Annotated in this window: 14 protein-coding genes; 2 read left to right on the top strand and 12 right to left on the bottom strand. The window is 67.1% G+C overall.

What is annotated here, in order from left to right:
• Positions 1–107 precede the first annotated feature (107 nt).
• On the bottom strand, positions 108–5,567 hold the full coding sequence (locus ASG04_RS09840) for a beta strand repeat-containing protein (protein ID WP_056123133.1): 5,460 nt from the start codon (positions 5,565–5,567) through the stop codon (positions 108–110).
• Between the two features lie 193 nt (positions 5,568–5,760).
• On the opposite strand from ASG04_RS09840, the gene ASG04_RS09845 reads away from it, so the two are divergent.
• Positions 5,761–6,654 (top strand): VanZ family protein, encoded by an 894-nt coding sequence (locus tag ASG04_RS09845; RefSeq protein ID WP_235515518.1) that lies wholly within the window; start codon positions 5,761–5,763, stop codon positions 6,652–6,654.
• Positions 6,655–6,672: 18 nt separating this feature from the next.
• On the opposite strand, the gene ASG04_RS09850 is transcribed toward ASG04_RS09845, so the two are convergent.
• Positions 6,673–7,002, bottom strand: coding sequence for a hypothetical protein (locus ASG04_RS09850; protein WP_056123149.1), 330 nt, complete (start codon positions 7,000–7,002; stop codon positions 6,673–6,675).
• Between the two features lie 272 nt (positions 7,003–7,274).
• On the opposite strand from ASG04_RS09850, the gene ASG04_RS17990 reads away from it, so the two are divergent.
• Complete coding sequence (locus ASG04_RS17990; protein ID WP_268750892.1) at positions 7,275–7,406, top strand: hypothetical protein; 132 nt, start codon at positions 7,275–7,277, stop codon at positions 7,404–7,406.
• A gap of 103 nt (positions 7,407–7,509) precedes the next feature.
• Here ASG04_RS17990 and ASG04_RS09855 read toward each other — a convergent pair whose 3' ends face one another.
• The 10 genes from ASG04_RS09855 to ASG04_RS18085 form a co-directional block, all read right to left on the bottom strand.
• Positions 7,510–8,064: a hypothetical protein gene (locus ASG04_RS09855; protein ID WP_056123151.1), complete on the bottom strand. Its 555-nt coding sequence runs from the start codon at positions 8,062–8,064 to the stop codon at positions 7,510–7,512.
• 443 nt (positions 8,065–8,507) lie between these two features.
• Positions 8,508–10,325 carry a DUF4012 domain-containing protein gene (locus ASG04_RS09860; RefSeq protein WP_056123154.1) on the bottom strand — a complete coding sequence of 606 codons (1,818 nt, stop codon included), beginning with the start codon at positions 10,323–10,325 and terminating at the stop codon, positions 8,508–8,510.
• Positions 10,326–10,409: 84 nt separating this feature from the next.
• Entirely contained in the window at positions 10,410–10,895 is a 486-nt protein-coding gene (locus ASG04_RS18025) for an acyltransferase (RefSeq protein ID WP_162241708.1), read from the bottom strand.
• 131 nt (positions 10,896–11,026) lie between these two features.
• Complete coding sequence (locus ASG04_RS17425; RefSeq protein WP_156463605.1) at positions 11,027–11,512, bottom strand: serine acetyltransferase; 486 nt, start codon at positions 11,510–11,512, stop codon at positions 11,027–11,029.
• 27 nt (positions 11,513–11,539) lie between these two features.
• The gene (locus ASG04_RS09865; protein ID WP_056123157.1) at positions 11,540–12,793 is read right to left on the bottom strand and encodes an oligosaccharide flippase family protein; all 1,254 of its coding nucleotides are present in this window, start codon (positions 12,791–12,793) and stop codon (positions 11,540–11,542) included.
• Positions 12,793–13,914, bottom strand: a complete 1,122-nt coding sequence (locus ASG04_RS18030) for a glycosyltransferase family 4 protein (RefSeq protein ID WP_321164487.1) — start codon at positions 13,912–13,914, stop codon at positions 12,793–12,795. The genes ASG04_RS09865 and ASG04_RS18030 overlap by 1 nt, the downstream gene beginning before the upstream one ends.
• Complete coding sequence (locus tag ASG04_RS17120) at positions 13,874–14,953, bottom strand: glycosyltransferase family 4 protein (RefSeq protein WP_200938448.1); 1,080 nt, start codon at positions 14,951–14,953, stop codon at positions 13,874–13,876. Before ASG04_RS17120 ends, ASG04_RS18030 begins: the two co-directional genes overlap by 41 nt.
• Positions 14,950–16,164 carry a glycosyltransferase family 4 protein gene (locus ASG04_RS17125; protein ID WP_082517946.1) on the bottom strand — a complete coding sequence of 405 codons (1,215 nt, stop codon included), beginning with the start codon at positions 16,162–16,164 and terminating at the stop codon, positions 14,950–14,952. Before ASG04_RS17125 ends, ASG04_RS17120 begins: the two co-directional genes overlap by 4 nt.
• The gene (locus ASG04_RS09880) at positions 16,157–17,566 is read right to left on the bottom strand and encodes a hypothetical protein (RefSeq protein ID WP_156463606.1); all 1,410 of its coding nucleotides are present in this window, start codon (positions 17,564–17,566) and stop codon (positions 16,157–16,159) included. Before ASG04_RS09880 ends, ASG04_RS17125 begins: the two co-directional genes overlap by 8 nt.
• A complete protein-coding gene (locus tag ASG04_RS18085) occupies positions 17,563–18,474 on the bottom strand; it encodes a glycosyltransferase family 2 protein (protein ID WP_414835827.1) in 912 nt (303 codons plus the stop codon). Before ASG04_RS18085 ends, ASG04_RS09880 begins: the two co-directional genes overlap by 4 nt.

Here is an 18,474-nt window from a genome sequence, read left to right on the forward strand (position 1 = left end):
CGCACCCGACCGCACCCACCGCACCCACCGCAACGGACGGGAGGCCCGGATCACCGGCGCCGATGAGCGATGGTGATCCGGGCCTCCCGTCCGTCAGCCGGTGTCGGTCAGCTGCGCGCGTTCCGTCGGCGCAGCATCAGGGCGAAGCCGGCCAGCAGCAGTGCGAGCGCTCCGAGCCCCAGGCCGACCAGGCCGGTGGCTCCCGTGAAGGCGAGCTGTGCGGCGTGCAGCTTGGCGGCCAGGCCGACCGGGTAGACCACGGTGATCGTGGCCTTGACGACCTGCCCGTCGCTGTCGGTCACGATGTACCCGACCTGCAGCGTGCCGGTGTGGTCGGCCGTTGGCGTGAAGGTGACCACGCCGTCGGACACGGTCCAGGTGCCCTCGCCCGCGACGGTCAGGCGGTCGACGCTCGCGCCGGTCGCCGGGTCGAGCAGGTGCAGCGTGCTGCGCTCGAACGTCGCGCCACCGGTGGGGTGGTCGTTGTCGAGCGGCGCGATCGTGACGTGCTCGCCCTTGGTCCCGGTGGCCGAGTCGTCCGTCGCGACCGCGTGCGCGATGACGACCATCGTCGCCGTGGCGGTCGTGGTCTGCCCCGAGGCGTCCGTCACCGTGTAGGTGAACGTGTCCGTCCCGGTGAACCCGGCTGCCGGCGTGTAGACGTACGACCCGTCCCGAGCCACACGCGCGGTGCCGTGCGCGGGCTTCCGGTCGAGCGCCGCGGTCAGGCCCGTGCCGACGTCGTTCCGGAGCAGGCCGTGGCGCGCATCGGTGGCGACCGGCACCCCGGCGATCGTGCGACCGGAGTCGTCCACCGCATCGATGCCGACCGTGATCGTCACGGTGCCGTCGACGCGCTGCCCGGAGGCGTCCTGCGCGCTGTACGTCACGTGGTCGATGCCGGAGAAGCCGGCGGCGGGCGTGTAGACGAACGTGCCGTCCGCGGCGATGCCGACCGTGCCGTGCGCCGCGGTGCCGACCGCGACGACCCGCAGCTGCGAGCCGTGGTCGTTGCCGAGCACACCGGGACCCCGCACGGTGACGGACCTGCCCGCGGTGGTGCGGGCGCTGTCGTCACGCACGGTCGGGACGACGGTGATCGTCACGAGGCCGGTCGCGGTGTTCCCCTCGGCATCGGTGGCCGTGTACGTGAAGGTGTCGACGCCCGACCAGTCCTCGGCCGGCGTGTAGACGAACGAGCCGTCCTTCGCCAGCTCGACGGCGCCGTGCGCCGGCTTCCGGTCGACCGCGGCCCAGAGCGCCGTGCCGGAGTCACCCGTCAGCACGCCCGTCGCGGCCGAGGCCGTCACGGTGCCGTTCGTCGACGTCGTCGCGGTGTGGTCGACCGCCACGGTGCCGACCAGCACGGTCACGGTCGCCGTCGTCGTCTGCCCCGAGGCGTCCGTCGCGGTGTAGGTGAACGTGTCGGTGCCCGACGTGCCCGGCGCGGGCGTGTAGACGAGACCGCCGCCCTGGCCGTCGGTCACGGTGCCGTGCCGAGCGTCGCCGTGTCCGGTGACGTGCAGGCCGGTGCCGTGGTCGTTGCCGGTGAGCGTGTCGCTGCTGATCGGCAGCGCGGTACCGGCTGGCGTGGTCAGGGCGTCCGCGACGGCCACGGGCGAGACGGTCACGGTGACCGTCGCCGTGGCGGTGCCACCCGTGGCGTCGGTGACCGTGTAGTCGAACGTCGCGGTGCCGGAGAACCCGTCGGTGGGCGTGAAGGTCACGGTCCCCGCCCCGGTCGTCCGCGCGGTGCCCGGGGCGGTCACGGCGGACGACACGGCGGACACAGGACCGACGGCCGTGACCCGGAGTCCGGTGCCGCTGTCGTTGGTCGTCACGGGGACGTCGACGGCGGTGCCCACACGGGTGCTGGCGGTGTCGGCCGCGGCCTTCGGGGCGACGGTGATGGTGACGGTCGTCGTCGCGGTGTTGCCCGAGCCGTCCTCCGCCGTGGCGTCGAACGTGTCCGGACCGGAGTACCCCGGCGTCGGCGTGTAGGTGTACGACCCGTCCTTGTCGACCGTCACCGAACCGTGTGCGGGGTCGCTGTTGTCGACGACGTGCAGGTCGGTGCCGGTCGAGCCGGCCAGGACGCCCTGGTCCGCCGGCACGACGAGCTCACCGTCCGCGGTGGCCGTGGTGTCCGGTGCGGCGAGCACGGGCGTGATCGTCACGGTGACGGTGCCGGTCGCGGTGTTGTGGTTCGCGCCGGTGACCTCGTACGTGAAGGTGTCCGTGCCGGAGGTGCCCGTCGCCGGGGTGTACGTCACGGTGCCGTCGGCGTTCAGCACGACCGAGCCGCTGTGTGCGTCATGCACGGCGGTGACCGTCAGGCCCGTGCCGTGGTCGTTCGCCGTCAGGTCGCGGGACGTCACGGTGACGGGCACGTTCGCCGTCGTCGTGACGGTGTCCGGCGTGGTGCTCGGCGTCACGGTGATGCTGACCAGCCCGGTGGACGTGTTGCCGTCCGGGTCGGTCGCGGTGTACGTGAAGGAGTCCGGCCCGGAGTAGCCGTCCTTCGGGGTGTACGTGTAGCTGCCGTCCGCCGCCAGGTCGACGGTCCCGTGCAGTGGCTTCACGTCGACGGTGGCGCGCAGGTCGGTGCCGCGGTCGTTGGCCAGGACGCCCTCGCCCGCCGGGACGGTGAGCGTCGAGCCCGCCGTGGCCGTCGCCGCGTCAGCCGTCGCCATCGGGCCGACGATCACGACGACCCAGCTGGAGGTCGGCTGCCCCGAGCCGTCCGCGGCGTCGTACCAGAACGTGCCGGTGCCCGAGAAGCCGGTGTCGGGGGTGAACACCGCGTTGCCGGAGGCGTCGGGCGCGACCGAGCCGTGCGTGGCGTCACGGTAGCCGGTGACGTGCATCCCGGTGCCGACGTCGTTGCCCGTCAGGGCCGTCGCGGCGACGGTCACGGGCTGGTCCGCCGTGGTCGCGGCCGAGTCGGGCAGCGCGCGCGGCGTCACCGTGACGGTGACGGTCGCGGTGCGGGAGACCAGTCCGGCGGTGTCGGTCACGCGGTAGCTGAAGTGGTCGGTGCCCGAGGAGCCGGTGGTGGGCGTGTAGTCCACCGAGCCGTCGTCGGCGACCACGACCCGGCCGGCGGCGGGGCCGTCGACGATCGTGGTCGTCAGTCCGGTGCCGTGGTCGTTGCCCTGCACGTCGATGGTCACGGGCACGTTGGCACGGGTGCTCGCGGTGTCGTCGGCCGCGGCCGGCACCACCGTCAGGGTGACCGTCGCCGTGGACAGCGCACCGGTCGAGTCCTGCACCGTGTAGGTGAACGAGTCCGTGCCCGAGAACCCCTCGACCGGCGTGTACCGGTACGTGCCGGTCGCCTTGTCGAGCTCGAGCGCGCCGTGGGCCGGCTGGTCGTTCGTCACGATGGTCAGCCCGGCGCCCAGGTCGTTGCCGAGGACGCCGTCCGCGCGGGTCGTGGTCACGACGGCGTCTCCGGCGGTGGTGGTCGCGGCGTCGTCGACGGCCTCCGGGGCGACGTGCACGGTGACCGTGACGGTGTCGCTCGAGGTGCCGTCGGTGACGGTGTAGTCGAACTGGTCCGGTCCGGAGTACCCGTCGGTCGGCGTGTACGTGTACGACCCGTCCTTCCCGACGACGACCGAACCGTGAGCGGGCTGCGTGGAACCGGAGACGGTCAGGCCGGTGCCCTGGTCATCGGCCAGGAGGCCCGGTGCGGCTCCGACCGTCGGCTGTCCGGCCGTCGCGGCGACGGTGTCCGCCCCTGCGGTCGGCACCACGGTGACCGTCACGGTGGCAGTGGTCTGGTGGCCCTTGGTGTCCTGGGCCACGTAGGTGAAGGAGTCCGAGCCCGAGAAGCCGTCGGCCGGGGTGAAGCGGTAGGCGCCGTCGGCGTCCACGGTCACGGAGCCGTGCGCCGGCTTCGTGTTCGACACGACGGTGAGTCCGTTGCCGGTGTCGTTCGCGAGCAGGCCGGATGCGGCGTCCGCCGTGGCCGTCGCGCCCGCGTGCACGGTGACGACGTCATCGGCGGCGGTCGGCGTGACGGTGATCGTCACGGTGCCGGTCTGCTGCTGCCCGGAGCCGTCCTCCGCCACGTAGGTGAAGGTGTCCGTGCCGGAGAACCCGGCGTCGGAGGTGTAGGTGTACGAGCCGTCGGGGTTGACGGTCGCGGTGCCGTGGGCGGGCTTCGTGTTCGACACGACGGACAGGCCGTCACCGGTGTCGTTCGCCAGGACGCCCTGCGCTGCCGGCACCGACAGGGTCTCGCCCGTCACGGCCACGCCGGTGTCCGAGGTCGTCGCGACGTGTGTGCGGCGCATGGTGTCGGTGAACAGCACGACGACGTCGGTGCCGTCGGAGGACGTGGCCTTGGGGAAGGTGAAGGACGCGGTGTTCCCGGTGCCCTCGGCGACCTTCCGCCCGCTGTTGACATCGGTGGCGGTCCACGTGGTCGTGTAGTCGGACAGGTCGGTGGTGCCCGCGGCGGTCTGCGTCACGGTGTAGTGCTTGTCCGGCGTGACCAGGATCGCCCCGGCCTTCTGGCGCTGGAGGCCCGTGTCGGTGCCGCTCGTGGTCGCGGTCGTGCCGCTGTTCGTGCTCGTGATGCCGTCGCCGGTGATGGCCAGGCCGAACTGGTCGCCGCTGTTCCACCGCTGGTCGACACTCGACTTCCCCGTGACGGTGTCGGCGTAGTTGCACGTCGCCAGGTCCGAGGCGGCGTAGTTGCCAACGACCGGGAACGACCGCATCTGCGCGCCGGAGGTGGGGTCGAGCTGGTAGATCGTCGTCGCCGAGACGTTGTTGGCCGTCGACGTGTTCGACACGTACAGGTAGCCGTCGGACGAGAACGCGATGCCCGGGCTGTTCGTGCCGCTCGGCAGCGTGGCGATCTTCGTCGTCGACAGCGCCGTCGCCCCCGGGGTCGAGGGCACCGTGTCGCTGTCCAGGCGGTACACGGTGTCCGCCGCGACAACGAACATCAGGCCCTGCGAGCTGAACGCGAAGTCGCCGTTGCCGGCCTTCAGCCCGTTGATCTGGCCGACCTGGCCCAGGTACTGCTTCTTCGCCGGGTCGTAGGCGCCGAGCCAGCCGGTGTTGTCGCCGTAGTAGTAGATGCCGGACTTCGGGTCCACCGCGCCACGGATGACCGGCCGGACCTTGTCGGTCGCGACGGGGTCCGAGGCGGTGCCCGTCGCCGGGTCGAACGAGCGCAGCGTGGCGTTCTGGTTGTTCGCGTTGCCGTTCGCTGCCGCGTACATCGCGGTGCCCTCGCGCGAGATTCCGAGGCCGTTGTTCGCCTGCATGCCGAGGTCCGCGACGTCGACCGTCGAACCCTTCGAGTCCGCCGCGCTGATGTCGATCGCGACGACCTTGCCCGCGCTGTTCGTCGCGTAGAGCGTGTTCTGGTCGCAGACGAAGTGCCCGTCCGTGGTGGCGGTGACCGCAGCCGACGCCGGGGTCGCGGCGACCACGGCGGAGGTGGTGCTCAGGCCGGCGCCGACGAGCAGCGCGGCCGCGAGGACGGCGAGGGGTCGGACGCCACGACGGCGCGCGGGCACGGCGGTGCCCCGGTGAGCAGGCAGCATGAGTCTCTTTCGGGTCGAGGCTGTCGAGCGCGTCCACGCCGTCCTCACGGTCAGGGAACCGGAGAACGGACGTTCGCGCTGAGCAGATCCTGACAGCTCGTCACCAGCTCATGGGGTGCGGCGCGGTCCCCAGTAGTGGGGACCTCCCAGTACGGGTGTCAGGTGCGAGCCGGTAGCGTCGGACCTCGTGACCATGCCCCGACGGACCGCGATCGCCCGGTTCGTGCTCGGCTGCGCGGTGCTCCTCGCCGTGGTGGTCGCGACCCTGCCCGGGGTGGCGAGTGGGGCCGTGGAGCTGTTCCGTGCCGGGGTCGCAGCGCTGCGCGGTGTCGGACACGGCCTCCTGTCCGTCGAGGACGGCTTCGTCACCGCCGCCGCCGTCACCCTCGTCGTCGTGCCACTGCCCGCGCTCGTCGCGGCTGCCGGCCGCGGAGCCGCCGCGGTCGCCGGCTGGCGTGCCTCGGTCTGGGCGGCCGTCGCCTGCGTCGTCGTGGTGTCCATCCGCGCCGCCCAGGGTGCGACGCCGGGGCCGAGCTGGGTGTCCGGCGTCCTGGCGTGTGCGGTCGGCGTGCTGCTGGGGTGCCTGCTGCTCGCCGCTCTGCGGACGCGGGCTGTCGCGCCGACGCCCCGCAGCCGGCGCCTGGCGACCACGCTGCTCGCGCTCTACGGCATCGGCGTGCTGCTGGTGGGGTTCTGGGGCTCCCCCGTCGACGCGGGCGCGCACCCGGGGATCCTGCGGGTGCTCGACCTGGCGCACCGCGCCAGGCTGCCGCTCTGGTTCGGGTACGGGGCGCTCGAGTTCACCGCGAACGTGCTGTTCTTCGTGCCGCTCGGGCTGCTCGTCGTGCTGCGGCTCGGCACGCGTGCCTGGTGGGCCGGTGCCGCCGCCGGGCTGGTCGTCAGCGCCGCGATCGAGGTCGGCCAGGCGCTGTTCCTGCCCGCGCGGTTTGCCTCGTTCGACGACGTGCTCGCGAACACGAGCGGTGCCGTGACCGGCGCCATGGCCGGTGTCGTGTTGCTGGGCCTTCGCGGCCGGCGGACGTCCCCGGGAACGACGAAGCCCCGCCGGAGTGCGGCGGGGCGTTGATCGTACGGGTGGGGCTGGTCAGCTGGCCTGGCGGATGACGTCCGGCAGGACCGTGTGCAGTCGCTCGGCGAGCTTGGCCTGCGCCTCTGCCAGGGTCCGGAAGTCCCCGACGTACTGGCCGAAGGTGTCGGACACGAAGTAGTGGGTGCCCTGCTTGTCGACCGTGCCGCCGTAGTAGCCGCCGTAGTTCGCAGCCCACAGGCCGGTGTCGGGGCGGGTCCAGAGGATGCGGGCACGCTGCGGTTCGGCAGCGGTGACGACCTCGGCTTCGATGGCAGCGATGACCTCGATGGTCTCCGTGTCGAGGGTCACTTCGGCGACGTTGGGGTGGGTCTCGGTCATGCTCATGTCGCTGCTCCTTGGCGATCCGGGGTACGTGTCCTGACGTCTGCAACGCTATGTCCTGCGCCCCCGGTGCCGCGACCACTCCCGTGGATTCACGGGATCTGTCAATGCGGAGGACAGGATGATCCCCGTGTTTCCGGGCCGGTACGATCGCGTTTCGGGGTACAGGTCCGCAGCGGGGTACTCGCGATCTGGACACGGTCCAACAACTCCGACGGATCGGGAATGCGGGTGGAGCGGTACAGCCCACAGGTTGGTGCCGCACACTCCGCCACATGGACTCCCGCGACCGCTCCCCCCGTCAGATGAAGCGACCCGGGCGGACGCCGGTCTGGCTGTACGTCGTGCTGGTCATCGTGGCCGTGGTCGCCGTGGTGCTGGTGGTGGTGGCACTGGCGACGCGCTGACCAGCGCAGGGGCGGCCGGGTGCCAATGGGTGCCGCCCCACGCCGGAACGACGAAGCCCCCGCAGCCAGATGGCTGCGGGGGCTTCGTTCAGTGTGTCGAGACTCAGACGGTCTCGCGCTGGCGACGGACCGAGCCGCGGACGACCAGCAGGCCACCACCGAGCAGGACAGCGCCGCCACCGACCCAGAGGGCGAGGGCGGAGATGGTGCCACCGGTGAAGGCGAGGGTGCCGTTGGTGCCGTTCGAGCCCGAGGCAGCAGCAGCGGCCGCGTCAGCCGGTGCGACCGTGAAGGACGCGAGGCCGACGACACCCGAGGTGGCGCCCGTGGCGGTCAGGTTGTAGGTGCCCGAGGCACCGGCCGGGAAGGTGACGCGGACGACGAGCGAGCCGTCGGACGCAGCCGTGTAGGACTTCGAGACGGTGGTGGTCGGCAGCGCACCCAGGGTGACGGCGCCAGCGCCGGTGACCTGGACGTTAACGGTCTCGTTGTCCTGGAACGCACCCGGCGTGAAGCTCACCGCGGCGGTGCCACCGGCGGCGTAGTTGCCGGAGACGGAGACGGACGAGTCGGGCGTGTAGCCGGCGGCGTTGGCAACGGCCGGCGTCGCGAGCAGTGCGGCCCCAGCCAGCACGACCGCAGCAATGAGCTTCTTCATGAAGTTTCCCCTAGTGATCTGATCCTCAAGACCCTGAGTCCCAGAGCCCGCAACTTCGGTTCCTCGTCGGCCCCGGCCTTGGTGATGGCGGGCGCGATTTACGAAGTTCGCTCAATCTATCGGTTTCTCCCAGGATGTTGCCACCTCCGATGCAACAATCTCGTGAACTCTTCGACGGACGCCGCTGACTGCCGGACACCCGGCGGCCGGGCCACATCCGAACGATTCACCAAAACCCCAGTTCAGGCAGCGGTCACGCCGGTTTTGACCCCCTGAGCCGAAGCTGAGCGCACGCCCGTTCCACTGCTGTCCGATCGGCCAGGTTCGACGCTCGCCCCCCGGAATGGGGGCAGGAATCGCCGCGTTCTGGGGACGAACACGACGTGGACAAAGGGTTCTGGGAGCGTTCGCGGCCGTATGGTTCGCGGTTGCCTGTGCGCCGGTCAGCCCTGCGCGGGGTTCGCGCAGTCGATCGACAGCGGCTCGACCTTGCCCTGGCGGACCCCGGGCGTCGAGATCGCCTGCACACCCGCGTTCGCGAACTTCGCCTCGCCGAGGAACGCCACCCGGAACGTGGTGCTCTCCCCCGGTGCCAGCAGGGTCTGCAGCTGCGCCACGGGATGCCCGCCGTCCGACGTCGTCTGCACGCCCACCTGCTTGCCGTCCTGCGACGACCCGAGGTAGATCGCGTTCGTCGGCGCGTACACAGCGATCAGCGTCTTGATCTTGCCGGGCTCGGTACCGAAGTCCCCGCCACCCGTCACGTACTCGGGCAGGGACGTCGCAGCGTCGGCGGGAGCGGTGTTCTTGATCGTCACCTGCACCACCGAGGTCGGTCGGCCGTCCTTCCGGCAGATCGAGCTGCCGACTGCAACCGTCTTGTCGAGGTAGTAGTCCATCTTCGAGCCCGTGCCGTCGTTCAGGTAGACGCCGAACTGCCGGGTGGCCTTCGTCGCGCTCGGCAGGGATCCGGCGACAGCCGTGTCGTCGATCTGGCGCTGCTCGCCCTGGTCGGCGCTCCACAGGCGAAGGCGCCCCTCGGACGTGCCCTGCGTCAGCGCGGCGATGAACTGCTTGGTGTCGAAGCTCCCGCTCGACACCTTCTCGAACACCGAGCTGGCGGCCGCTGCGAAGAACGCATCCTGCGCCGTGGGGTCGGTGTACTTGGCGTAGACGTCGCTCAGCAGCAGCTTGACCGCGTTGTCCGACGTCAGTGTGTCCCCGGTCGGCAGCTGTACGGGTCCGGTCGCGCGCAGGATGTAACTGAGCGTGACCGGGTCGATCGCCAGCACGCCGTCGACCTGCTCCCCGAACTTCTGCTTCCACATCTCGCGCGCCAGCTGCGCGGACACGTCGAAGCGCGGCGTCAGGGTCACGTCCTGCATGTACTCGCCCGTGATCGACCCGTAGAGGCTGGCCGTGTCCGCCGCAAGCGGCAGGACCGGCTGGTCGTACGGGCCAAAGGAGGATCCGGCGGCCTGGCTCAGCAGGCTGATGTGGCCGTCGTCGACCTGGAGGCGCGCCACGGCTCCCGGGATGCCCCCACCTGCGCGCAGCTCGGCGTTGTTCTGGAACAGCAGCAGGTAGTTCCGGTCACCGTCGTGCCCGAGCATGGCTGGCGCCAGCTCGACGATCCGGTTCGCGGTCGCCGCCTGCGTCGACGCCGACTGCAATGCGTTCTGCAGCTGACCGACCGCCGACGTGACGGGCGAGAGTGTGTCCGATGTGTCGATCGCCTCCGCGTCCCGTTCTGCGCGCTGCAACGTGCTCGTCGCCTTCGCGATCGCTGGCTGCGCGTCCTCGATCGGCTGCAGGTCGATCCGGCCGTCCTTCGGCGCGAAGCTGTCGGTGCTGAAGTCCCCGACGACGCTCGACACCGGTGTGACCGCATCCCGCGCCACATCGTCGACGACCACCGAGATCTGGCGGACCGCGCGCAGGTTCGTCCCGAAGAACGGCACGTACTGCGACGCACCCCAGATCGGGTCGCCCGTCAGCGAGCGGGCGGCGCCACCTTCGTCCTCCAGGTGCTTCGCGGTGGACTGGACCGCCGCGGTGTCGCCACTGGTCAGCTGCGACCGCAGGGTGTCCACGTCGCCGACGGCTCGCTCGAGGTGCCCCTTCGCGAGGACACCACGGATGCCGATCCACGCGACGGCGAAGATCAGCAGGAGGACGAGAGCGAGGACGACCCACAGGACAACGCGGGCCCCTGACCCCCGTCGTGCTGCAGTGCGTCCGGACTCAGGCAGGTCGGACATGTCGCCAATCTATAGGTTGCGAGGCGAAGCTGAGCGAGAGCGCATCCTCGCGGAGGGCAACGGAAGTGCGGGTGACAAGCTCGGTCAGCGACGGGGACCCGAAGATCGTCGAAGCGTGTTGATCGGTCGAGCAGGCACGCCCGCAACGACGGTGTCCGCGGGGACATCCTTTGTGACGACAGAGCCGGCACCCACGATCGAGTTGTCTCCGATCGACACACCTGGAGAGACGAAGACGCCCCGGCCCAGCCAGACGTTGTTACCGATGTGGACAGGGGCGGATATAACACCATCACCAGCCACCATCTCGTGCGCGCGGCTGTCTGAGATGGCGACGTTTGATCCGATCTTCACGTCGTTCCCGATCTCGACGCGATCAACCACATCGATCGTGGCTCCGGAGTTGACCAACACGTGATCTCCGATGATCAGACTCCCACCTGATCGCACCCTCACAACACTCCTCGATTCAGCTCCAAGAAAGCGAGCTCGACGACCAACTGAGATTGCACCCGAGTTTTCTATCCGCGGTGCCGCGTGTTCCATCGAGGGGCGCAGACCGTACTTCACGCCCCGCGAGCCGAATTTGATTCGGGCACGAAGAACCCTGAACTCGCGAAGAACTCTTTGTCCAAACCGTGACAAGAAAATCCTCCATCTGAAAAGCACTTCAAGGTTGAACAGGCTAGACGACATCAGGCCTAAGCGGGCGACATCGGCCGGTCAGGGCGCCTCGCGATTTTCGCCAACTTGACTGCAGGAACGCCCCCGTAGTTACCCTTTTCGCTGATGTCGCGCGTGACAACGGCATTGGCTCCGATCGCGACATCGCTACATATCGTGAGTCCTTCACGCTCCCGACTGACCACCGCGCAACCAGCTCCAAAGGTGACATTGTCGCCGATGGTCAGGCGAGACGAAGAGTTGAGCGAGTCAGTGACGGAGAGCGTGACGCCGTGCCAGAGCCTCACTCCCTTGCCGAGCGAAACATTCGGATGCACGACGACGCCCAATCCGAGGTGTCCGAGCACAACAGGCGCGGCCAGTCTCGCTTCCGGCGGGAGCACTGCGTGAAACACGAGGTAGTTGTACCCCTTGATCAGCCTCGCCAGCCGACGGTGGCCACGCGCATGTAGTCGGGTAGACAAATACCAGAGGGCCGACGGGTCAGCGAGGAGAAAAGACATGGTTAAGCCTCTCGAAGCCGGAATGTTTCATAGTTGTTTCTCGGACCTCCCCGCACGTCGGACTGAACCGGCCCTCAGTAGGATCCTCCGAACGACCAACCGTGCTGACGAGAACGCGGTGATCAGTACCGCCATTGCGAGGCCGTTCAGGAGACCAGTTACGCCTAGGCAAGTGGCCACGACGATGAGCATTGCCGTCGCGATCGCCGAAGCCCACATGAGAGCACCCGGTTTCCCCGAAGCCGAGTCAGCATAGGTTCGTAATTGCCACTGATCGCTCAATGCCTGAGCGACGACGAGGACGCTGACGACCGGCAAGAGTCCGTCGTAGGAATGACCGAAAAGCCATCCTCCGAATATCGCCACCACAGCTATGATCAGACCGCCACCGACGACAGACATGCATACTCCCAGCAGCGAACGAAGCCTCAGCAGGTCCGCTCCTCCGGTGCTGCTGGTCGTATCGGCGAGCCTCGCGTACGTCAACTGGTTCAACGCCTGTGTGAAGCCGCCAGCGGCGCTGGCACACGTGACAGCGACGGCGTACACACCCAGCTGACTTGGCACGACTAAGGCGGCGAGGATGAGCTGGTCGACCCTGGCTCCGATTCCGTCGAACGCCGATCCCGCCCAGTAGTGCAGGCTGAACCTCCACGGGGTCCGGACCGGTCTGCGCGCCCGGATGGTCGGTATGGCCAGTACAACTCCCAGAAGGACTGCGAGAGCCTGCGCGCATAGCGTGAACAAGAACGCGCTGGTCAGGGTCAGCACGCCCGCGAAGTAGGCGACGATCACCGCGACCGAGGGCAACACCAAATTCACACCGCGTACCAGGTTCACCGCGTGTACTTGCCCGCGCAACAGCGCTCTCTCGGTACCGACGGCCCCGATCCCTGCGAACACGAGTACGAACGACGCCGCTCGGATGCCCGTCGCGATCCGCTCGTCCCCGTTGGAGGCCAAATCGGCTACTGAGAAAGCGATGGCCGCCGTAACGGGGCCGAGCAGGCCGACCACGATGAGTCCACGCCGGGACGCCGCACCCTCTCGGAGTTCCTGGAGCGCTTCCCCGCGCGGTAATCCAAGAAAAGCACTCCAGGAGAGCAGTTGCACGAGCACAAACGAGGCGGCCAGGGCTCCGCGACCGTCGGCGCCGAGCTCGCGGGCGAGCATCGGTGCAGAAATCACGCTGAGTGCCATCCCGAGGTAGCTCACACCGGCCGTCTGGAGGAGCCGTCGAGCGCGCCGCACCGGCGAGAAGAGAGCCGAAGTGTCCTTCATTACGAGCGTCTCCGTCTCGACCGCTCGAAGCGATCGATGGCTCGTTGGTAGACCTCGCCGACCAGTCGTTCCGTTTCCGCGAGTTCGAGTACCGGCTCGACTTGTGTCAACGGCATCGACGTCTGGTCAGGAGGAGAAGCGAGTAGGACAGCCGCCAGGGCGTCTGTGAAATCCTGGTCGGGAACGATGTCGAATCCAACGTGGCCGTCGAGGAGCGAACGCAAGAATTCTGCCCCTGGGGTCGGCGAGGTCACGACCGGGGTGCCGAGAGCCAGCCCTTCGAAGGCAGGGATGCCGAACCCCTCGTAGGACGAGGGTGCGGCGAGGACCCACGAACGACCGATCCACTCATGGACTTCTGCGTCTGACACTCCCTCTAGGTGCAGACAGTAGCTCGGCCAGTTCTTGCGATCGTCGGCCGGTCCCACAACCGTCAGGCCGATCTCGAGCCCGCTCTGTCGTCGAAGCCGATCGACCGACTCGGCGACCATCCAGCCACGCTTTCTCCCGTGGAACGAACCGATGAAGACAACGGAAGGGACCGCCGCCCTGCTAGTCGACCGATTCAGTCGCACAACAGGCGGCATTGCGGTATCACAGCGGAACTCTTCCATTGAATCGGCTCCGACAGCGATCCGCACATCAACCCGACGAGCGGACCAGTGCTCCAGAATCGCCAAGACGTAATGATTCAACCGACGCAATCCTCGCGAGGACCGAGCCTCCCCTGCCGCCGAGCCGTGAAAGGTACGGACCATGGGCCACCGGTGACCGAGCGCCCAATCGTCTCCGAAGCTGTGTACCACATCCGGTTGACTTTGCCGCACCAACTTACGAAGACGGAATGGAAGGGCGTAGTACCTACCAAACCGCCCGTGATGGCGCTTTGTTCGCAGTACATTTGTTCCGGACAGGTCTGCGCCGTTGCCATCAACAGTGACGATGGTCAGATCTACATGCTCACGCAGGCGCTCCGCCAAGCGCAAGGCGTACCGAGCAACACCGCCGGAATGACTGTCTCCAGGCCACTCCGGGCTGACGAGCGTCACTCGAAGCTTGCCGCCGCTCGCGATTCGGAGATTATTTGCGTGAGGCAAGAATCTCCTCGTATACCGCGACATGCGCCTTAGCAGCACGCTCCCATGAAAACAGCCCAGCGTGACGTCGACATTCCTCCGCGCTTGGAATCAACCCACCGATACCCGCCACCAGCCGCTCTGCAAGCTGCTCGGGAGACGCCGGTTCGACGACGAGTGAAGGGTCGAGTCCTCGAACCGAGTCTGGGAGACCGCCGCAGTTCGTCACGATCGGTGCTTTACCGCGAACAAGCGATTCCAAGGCGATCAGTCCGAATCCTTCGAGCGCTCTCGTCGGTACGACGGTGAGAGTGGACTGTAAATATTCCTCGTGCAGATCCGAATCCGAAGTTCTGCCGAGGAATTTCACGGTCCCCTCGAGACCCAGCGTAATGCTCTGCGCGCGCAGTGCTTCACGCTCGCTACCGTCGCCAATGATGCGCAACTCGGCGTCCGGGTATGCCTCATGGACGACTCGCCAAGCGTCGAGCAGGTCATCAATCCCCATGCGGCGTTCGAGCCTACGCACACATAGGACAACTGGATGGTCAGGCGTTGTACGTTTCCCGGTGTCGAAGAGCATCCGAACTCCAGGCGGGATGACTCGGACCTTCGAGGCGGGCACCTCGTAGTCCCTGATCAGAAGCTCCTTGAACGCATCCGAAAGTACGATGATGACGTCCGCCGAGGCGTACCTGATCTTTTCGATTCGTCGCTTGGTCCGGCTTGTGAATGACCGGCCTCCTGAGACGAGACTCTCAGCCGACCAAGGGCCGTGGAAGTGAACTACATTCAGGAAGCTTGCTCGGCGAGCCGATCTTAGTGGAAGCCGGCCGTAAAGGCTGAAGTGCCTGTCGATGACGTCTGCAGATTCAACGTCTACGGTTGCCTGCGCGACACGCCGCAAGAACGAAAGGCCCGTGGGCCCCCAAGTCCTCCCGTTGAGCGGCGGTTCACCGAAGGCCAGGGCACGGACGTTGACTCCGTCTTGCTCCGCAAGCGCCTCGTGGAGCTCCGCGAAGTATCGGTTCAGACCACCCGGCCGCGACCCAAACCACTCCGAGCCAGTCATCGTTATGTTCACGTTTCGGCCCCTTCCAGGCCCATGAATTCCTCCAGGAACCTCGCACTCCCTTCAGCGACCTCCTCGTCGCTCAACAAGCCGGGGGTGTCGACCGCATTGCTCGCCAGAGCCCTTCGCTTGTCATCGTTCTCGATCAGGCCCAACAGCGCGTTAGACAGCGCTCCGGCCGATCGTGGCTGAACCAGGATGCCGTTCTTACCGTCCGTCACCCATTCAAGTGGTCCGCCTTCGGCAGCCACCAGGACAGCGACACCCCTCGCCAGGTACTGCAAGACGTTCTGGCCGAGCGGCTCTGGCCTCGTGGAGTACTGCACGCAGATGTCCATGGTGTCGAGGAAACTGTTCACGTCTTCCACCCGACCCTCGAGCGTGACCGAGTCGTCCAGACCCGACGAACTGATTCGAGTCCGAAGCTCATCAAGGTAATCCTCGTGCCCGAAGTCAGCGGCTCCGGCGAGATGAAGCGAGATGGCCCTCGTCGTCCCGGCCCGAACCATCGCGAACGCTTCCACCACGAGATGCTGCCCCTTCCATGGATCGAGGCGTGCGACCATGCCTATTCTGAGGGGATCCGCTCCGCCACTCGACGCCGCTCTCGACGTCCCCGGAGGGACACGCTCGAGTCCCGCAGAACTCTGCAGGACTTCGACTCGAGCGTCCGGCCGAAGGTACCTCTGCGCCGAACGCAACGTACTCCGGGAGTTGGCGACGATCGCGTCGGCGCGCGGAAGTACGAGTCTGCTCATGGCAAGGAAGCCGAACCGTCCCATCGACTCGACGTCCACGCGATCACGGAGGTGAATGACGAGTCTCGACATCTTCCGCTTAGGGACGAGTGCCGCATACACCGCCGCCCGCGAACTGTTCGCCCAGAGAATGTCCGGCTTCGTCCGGCGCGACAGCCGGTGTACGGCGACGGCCTGAGCCACGACATTGAAACCAAACCGAAGGAACGGGATCACCGCTCCGGACCGGCTCGCACCGGCGGACGATGCTGGTCCTGTACGAACTATTTGTAGTTCATCCGCTTCGAATCCGCCGAAGGCGTCTTGGCTCACTTTCGAACTTCTGCGTCGACGGGGCAGGACGAGCGTTGCCCGCCACCGCGGATGCGCTCGCAAGAGCCGCGCGAGCGCAAGCTCCGCACCGCCGCGCTCCTCCGTGTGATCGAGGTGCAGGACTTGAAGGGAGTGCGGAAGCGCCTCAGCCATTTGCGGTCACCTCCGTCGAGGACGACTCGGGATGGGCCTGTCGCGCTCTCTTCCGCCGCCAGGACGCGAGCGTCGATCCGAAAGCCAGGCTCGCCAGGACGCCGAAGCCGGAGAGGTAGATGTTTCCACTTGCTGCCGTGACGAGGCAGAACACCGACGCAGCCGCCGCGACGTCGTTGTCCCCCGACCTCAGGTTCGACAACGCGGCCACCGCCACGACCATCAGGCTCAAGACAGTTCCGAGCGCTGCCACGACGCCGAAGTTGACCAGTAAATCGACCACCACATTGTCGTAACGCAGACCACTGGAGTTACCAACCAGAAACCTACTGGGCTCGCGAAGAAGTGCGAGGATCTCCAGTCGTTGTTGCAGTGAATTATCCGTGGCCGCATCGAATTGACCGTATCTGCTGCCGGAGAACAGGGCGCTCGTTCCGGCGAGGCGCCCCTGCACATAGTTTAGCGCGAACAACAACCCGGCTAGGAAGATCACAGGTACAACGCGACTCAGGCCTTTTGCTCGGAGGAAGAGGATGGCGCACAACGCGATGGCGACGCCCAAGATCGCGGTCCTGACACCTGAGAGGAGCATCGGGAACAGGAGGAATGCGACGAGTAACACTGCTGAGACCCGACTCTTCCCCCTGGTCGTGAGCGCCCTGCTCGCGGCGATTGTCACACAGAGTCCGAGAATGAAGGCGTATGGCCCGGGGGCTTCAGACGGCCCGAACACCCTCACCTGCATGGGCAGGGCCTGGCCGATGCTTCGCAAGCCCGAGCTGAGCATCCACGCGCGGTCCCAACCCGGCAAGACGTAGAACTGCAGTATGCCATAGGCGCCGCTCACGACACCGAGCAACGGCAGACACCGTTCGAGGAACGGCCACACGTCCGGCACCACTCCAGCGGACACCCCGCTCGCAACTCCGAGACACGCCAGGATTGCAACCGCGCTGAAAATCCCAGCTGTCGACGCCCCACGAGTTGCAACCAGGGTTCCTGCTACTGAGACGAGAACCAGTAGGGCGGCAAGGTTGAATGTACGAACACCGCCACGTGCGCGAAACATCTGTCTCAGTGAAGCGAGGAGAACGACGAGGACCGCAACGACCAGGACTATCGCCAACGGGTCATTGTCTGAATCGGTACCGTCGGCGAGAAGCCGACGCAGCAACGGTATGAATGGAACAAGGACTACGATCGCGCCCAACATGACAGCGCGGTTGAAGGCAGCAGCCATACCGAAGATGAGTAGCGCGAACACAGCTACCTGCAGACCCGCCCTTGTTGCCAAGAACACAATCGCGACAGTGAGTAGCACACCAGCGCCGATGAAGCCGACGCTTCCGGAAAAGCGCCCGGTGGGAGCCGGGAGGAACCTGCGCTCGATCATTTCACTCACTCGGATACACGCTTCACTCGACCACGACGCATCCGCGAACCTCGACGGCTTCCATCAAGCAGACCACGTACCCCGGCCCTCAGTTGCACAAATCCTTGGTCACTGACTGGGGCCAAGAGAAGCCCCGGAGCGCCGCGGTCTCCGAGGAAGATCGCGCGAATGAGGAAGACTCCCCATGTCAACGACATCCCAGCGAATTGCAGCGCAGCTGCCTCGTTGGAGCGCCGCACGAAGGTGCGCTGCGGGTCAGCCGTCACTCGACCATCTCCAAGCCCTCGCTCCGCGGGAAAGTGGTCGACCTGAATTGATGGGTCATACGTCACCTCATAGCCCTGGGCAAGTACCGCGAGGCTCAGAACGAACTCATTCCGAACCTGTGCGCCGCTCCCGGTGACGAGGTCTGCAAGCGGTATGGAATCCACGGCTCGCCGCCGCATACTCATGTTGGCCCCCTTCACGTGGTGAGCTGCGCGAGGCGGCCCCTGGCCACGATGATGGTTTCCGATCACCTTGCCACGGCGGAGCAGACCTACAGGGAGGCCAGCGCCGCCAGTAGATGCGTCTCCTCCGACGTTGTCCCGCCCACCGAGCAAGCCCAGCCTCGGATTCGAGATGAACGAATCCCTGACTTGTTCGAGCCATGTGGGATGAGCGCGAGCATCATCGTCGATGAACGCGATGATGTCAGTCGTCGCGTTGGCTATACCCCTCTCCAGCGCGAGAGCCAGGCCAGGTCGTTCGACCCACGCCACTGACGCCCCAGCCTCGCGCGCAGTGCGTGACGTTGCTTCGTCGGTCACCTGGGCGACAACGATCACCTCGTCAGCGCTCACACCCTGTTCCGCCACGGAGCGGAGACACTCGGAGAGGTCGCGCGGCCGCCCGACGCTAGCGATCACTACGCCCAC

Source organism: Curtobacterium sp. Leaf183, assembly GCF_001424385.1.
Classification (GTDB): domain Bacteria; phylum Actinomycetota; class Actinomycetes; order Actinomycetales; family Microbacteriaceae; genus Curtobacterium.

Bases quoted from the DNA above. Each gene is read 5' to 3' on its own strand.
- ASG04_RS17990 (WP_268750892.1), top strand. From the start codon at position 7,275: ATGGACTCCCGCGACCGCTCCCCCCGTCAGATGAAGCGACCCGGGCGG.
- ASG04_RS18030 (WP_321164487.1), bottom strand. From the start codon at position 13,914: ATGTCGCGGTATACGAGGAGATTCTTGCCTCACGCAAATAATCTCCGA.
- ASG04_RS17425 (WP_156463605.1), bottom strand. From the start codon at position 11,512: ATGTCTTTTCTCCTCGCTGACCCGTCGGCCCTCTGGTATTTGTCTACC.
- ASG04_RS09860 (WP_056123154.1), bottom strand. From the start codon at position 10,325: ATGTCCGACCTGCCTGAGTCCGGACGCACTGCAGCACGACGGGGGTCA.
- ASG04_RS09865 (WP_056123157.1), bottom strand. From the start codon at position 12,793: ATGAAGGACACTTCGGCTCTCTTCTCGCCGGTGCGGCGCGCTCGACGG.
- ASG04_RS09840 (WP_056123133.1), bottom strand. From the start codon at position 5,567: ATGCTGCCTGCTCACCGGGGCACCGCCGTGCCCGCGCGCCGTCGTGGC.
- ASG04_RS09855 (WP_056123151.1), bottom strand. From the start codon at position 8,064: ATGAAGAAGCTCATTGCTGCGGTCGTGCTGGCTGGGGCCGCACTGCTC.
- ASG04_RS17125 (WP_082517946.1), bottom strand. From the start codon at position 16,164: ATGGCTGAGGCGCTTCCGCACTCCCTTCAAGTCCTGCACCTCGATCAC.
- ASG04_RS09850 (WP_056123149.1), bottom strand. From the start codon at position 7,002: ATGAGCATGACCGAGACCCACCCCAACGTCGCCGAAGTGACCCTCGAC.
- ASG04_RS09845 (WP_235515518.1), top strand. From the start codon at position 5,761: ATGCCCCGACGGACCGCGATCGCCCGGTTCGTGCTCGGCTGCGCGGTG.